Genomic DNA, 3547 nt, shown 5'->3' on the forward strand with positions numbered 1-3547 from the left:
CGAGCGCTTCGGCGGCGTGCCGGTGGCCTACGGCGACGGGGTGCTAGACCGGGTCCGCGGGGCGGCGCCCGACGGGGTCGACGCCGTCTTCGACCTGGTCGGCGGGGACCCGCTGCGCGAGGTCGCCACCCTGCTCGAGGATCGCTCCCGGCTCCGCTCGGTGGCGGACAAGGCCCTGGCCGCGGAGCTGGGCGGGGGCGAGGTCGTGCGGGACCGCAGCACCCTGGTGCTCGCCGAGCTGGTCCGCCTCGTCGCGGCGGGGGAGCTGGACCCGCACGTCACCGAGGTGTTCCCGCTCGACGAGGCGGGAGCGGCCCTCGCCCTCGTCGAGTCCGGGCACGCCGAGGGCAAGGTCGTCCTGGTGCCCTAGTCGCCGGAGTCGGCGGGCTTCCACCCGAGCAGCGGGGCGAGCCGCGTGGCGACGTCGGTGAGGATCTGCTCGTAGTCCTCGGCCCGGAAGGCGAAGGGCAGGGCGAAGACGACCTCCTCGACCCACTGGAAGCCGGCGTCGGAGCGCAGCCGCTCCGCGATCTCCTCCGAGGTGCCCACGAGGTCGCGGGCGAAGAGCATGCCCCGGGGGCCCTGGGGGGTGCCGGTGCGCGGGGTGCGTGCCTCGCCGTATGCGCGGTAGCGCTCGCGTTGCTCGGCGGTGGCGGAGTCCGTGGGGACCACGACCAGCCCCTGCGAGACGCGGCCCTCCGGCCGGATGGCGTGGTAGGTGTCGATCTGGGCGGCCTGGACCGCGCCGAAGTCCCAGGCGCCCCCCTCGGTGGCCGGCCTGCCCGCCTCCTCGGCCTGGATGACGTTGCTCGTCAGCAGGTTCATGCCCAGCTCCGCGCCCCGTCGCACGGACGCCGTGCTGCCGCCGCCGTACCACATGCGCTGCCGGAGCCCGGGCGAGTGCGGCTCGACCCGCTCGGAGAACACCTCGAAACCCGCGGTGCCCGAGAAGGGGCTGGCGGGCTCGCCCGCGATCAGGTCCAGCAGCCGACGGAGCCTGCCGGGGGAGAAGTCCTCCACGTCCGCGGTCTCGGGGTAGAGCGCGTCGCGGACGTCCTCCCAGCGCATCGGCGGGCCCACGCTCACGCCCGGGTTGAGCCGGCCGCCGGACAGCAGGTCGACGGTGGCCAGGTCCTCGGCCAGCCGGAGCGGGTTCTCCCAGCCGAGCGGGATCACGGCGGTGCCGAGCTCGATCCGGCTGGTCCGCTGGGTGGCCGCGGCGATCAGCGCCACCGGCGAGGACACCCCGTACTGCAGATGGCGGTGCCGGACCCAGGCGCTGTCGTAGCCGAGCCGCTCGCCGAGCTCGATCATCTGCAACGTCGTCTCGTGCCCGGCCGCGGGGTCGTCCCGGTCGAACGTGCCGATGGTGAGGAAACCCAGTCGTTGCAGTGCCAGCCCGGACATCCGGCCTCCTGTGATCGTCGTGCATCCGGTTCGGGCAACGCGCCCAGCGCGCCACGCCTTCCCGGGGACGCTACAGTGATCCTCGACGAGTGCAGACCGCGTGCTCGCCGATGGCGTACGACCGCCGTCCGGCAGCGTCTCGACCGGCCGGTGGACCCCAGTGGTCGCCCCCTGCGGCCGCTCGACTCAGGAGGGTGGCGAGGCTCCGTCCCCGGTGCCGACCACGTGACTTCTCTCGATCAGGACCAGCAGCTCCTCGTCGGCGACCGCACGCCGTGGGAGTCCGCCGCCGTGCCCGCACTGGTGGTGGACGTGACCGGCGTGGTGCGGTCGGCGAACGCCCGCTCCCGCGACCTGTTGCCCGCCGCCGTCCCCGGGTCCCTCCTCGCGGACACGACTCCCCGGTGGCTCCGCGGTCACGAGGCGGTCGCGGGCCCGCTCGGCGAGCGCCGCTTCGTCGCCCACCCGGTCCGGCTGCCGGACGACACGGTCTGTTGGTGGTTCCTCGACGACACCGACGCCGCCCGTACCCGCGAGGACCTCGACCGGGCGCGGGCCCGCGCCACGTTCCTCTCCGAGGCCTCCGACGAGCTGCTCGGGTCGCTGAACCTGCAGCGCTGCATGGAGGTCGCCGCGCGGCTGGCCACCCGCCACCTCGCCGACGCGGCCTGGGTCGTCGGGCCCGGCAGCGCGGCCCCCGTCGTGGTCTCCACCGACGACACGGTGCGCCACGACCGGCTCGAGCACGCCCCGGACGACGTGCCTGGCCTGCAGGAGGCGCTGCTGGGCTTCCCGCCGGTCCCGTCGCGCTGGCTGGACCCGTCCGGGGTTCCGGGCTGGCTGGTGCCGCACGGGTTCGGCCAGGTCGGCTCGGTCGTCGTCACGCCCCTGCCCGGGCACGCCGTCGCCGCGGGCGCGCTGATCCTGTTGCGCCGTCCGTCGAGCCCCGCGTTCTCCGAGGACGACGAGCGCGTGGCCCGGGTGTTCGCCGCGCGCGTCGGTGTCGCGATGTCGGCGGCCCAGATGTTCGCCCAGCAGGCGTTCGTCACCGACACCCTGACCCGCGAGCTGCTGCCGCCCGTGCTGCACGAGCTGCCGGGCGTCGAGCTGGCCGCGCGGTACCGCCCGGCGTCCGACGCGGACAGGGTCGGAGGCGACTTCTACGACGTCCACCCCACCGACGCGGAGGACGGCGAGTCCCTCGTCGTGCTCGGGGACGTCTGCGGCAAGGGTCTCGAGGCGGCCGTGCTCACCGGGCGGATCCGCAGCACGCTGCGGGCCCTGCTGCCGATGTCCGACGATCACCTGCGGATCCTCCGGATGCTCAACGCGGCCTTGCTCAGCACGGAGCACACCCGGTTCGCCACGATGGTGCTCGCCTCCGTCTCCCGCAGGCACGCGAACGTGCGGCTGCGGCTGACCAGCGCGGGCCACCTGCCGCCGATGGTCGTGCGGGCGACGGGCCGCGTGGAGGAGGTCGGCACCCGGGGCAGCCTGGTCGGCGCGATGGCCGAGATCGAGGCCACCACGGCCGAGGTCACCCTCGGCCCGGGCGACACCTGCCTGCTCTACACCGACGGCATCACCGAGGCCCGCGGCGGGCCGTTCGGCTCCGAGTTCTTCGGCGAGGACCGGCTGCGCCGCGTGCTGACCGAGTGCGCGGGCATGCCCGCGGACGCCATCGTCGAGCGGGTGCAGATGCTCGCCGCCGAGTGGGCGGGCCGCACCACACCCGACGACATGGCCGTCTTCGCCATCACCGCTCCCCGCGGACAGCACCTCACGGCCGTGGACGGGCACGGACCAGGGAGGTACACCGCGTGAGCTCACCGAACGTCCTCGGCGACGACTCGTCCGACGACCGGCTGGAGCAGCTCTGGGACGCCGCACTCGGCGGGGACGCGCGTGCGGCGTCGGACGCCGTGCTGGCGGCGCTGGCCGACGGGGTGTCGCCCGAGTCCGTGCTCGTGGACCTCATCGGTGGCGTGCAGCGCCGCGTCGGCCAGGAATGGGCCGCGGCGCGCATCGACGTCGCGCAGGAGCACACCGCCACCGCGATCAACGACCGGGCCGTGACCGCGTTGTCGCTGGCCGCGGCGCCGGTGGAGCCGCACCGCGGCCGCGTCACGGTGGCCTGCGT

The 3547-nt window shown here is 74.9% G+C and carries 4 protein-coding genes; 3 read left to right on the forward strand and 1 reads right to left on the reverse strand.

Translation table 11 applies throughout. From position 1 onward, the window contains the following. A partial coding sequence (locus H5J29_RS25450) for a zinc-binding dehydrogenase (protein WP_181783550.1) occupies positions 1-370 on the forward strand: 370 nt, incomplete at its 5' end. Here H5J29_RS25450 and H5J29_RS25455 read toward each other — a convergent pair. Further along, complete coding sequence (locus H5J29_RS25455) at positions 367-1407, reverse strand: LLM class flavin-dependent oxidoreductase (protein WP_181783551.1); 1041 nt, start codon at positions 1405-1407, stop codon at positions 367-369. The genes H5J29_RS25450 and H5J29_RS25455 overlap by 4 nt on opposite strands. A 225-nt stretch (positions 1408-1632) precedes the next feature. On the opposite strand from H5J29_RS25455, the gene H5J29_RS25460 reads away from it, so the two are divergent. Continuing rightward, positions 1633-3231, forward strand: coding sequence for a PP2C family protein-serine/threonine phosphatase (locus tag H5J29_RS25460; RefSeq protein ID WP_181783552.1), 1599 nt, complete (start codon positions 1633-1635; stop codon positions 3229-3231). Continuing rightward, positions 3228-3547, forward strand: a 320-nt coding sequence (locus H5J29_RS25465; protein WP_181783553.1) for a cobalamin B12-binding domain-containing protein, incomplete at its 3' end; no start/stop codon positions are given. The genes H5J29_RS25460 and H5J29_RS25465, both read left to right, overlap by 4 nt.

It is taken from the genome of Pseudonocardia pini, from assembly GCF_013870575.1.
GTDB classification, from domain to species: domain Bacteria; phylum Actinomycetota; class Actinomycetes; order Mycobacteriales; family Pseudonocardiaceae; genus Pseudonocardia; species Pseudonocardia pini.

Excerpts from the sequence above, each read along its gene's own strand:
- H5J29_RS25455 (WP_181783551.1), bottom strand. The coding sequence starts at position 1,407 with ATGTCCGGGCTGGCACTGCAACGACTGGGTTTCCTCACCATCGGCACG.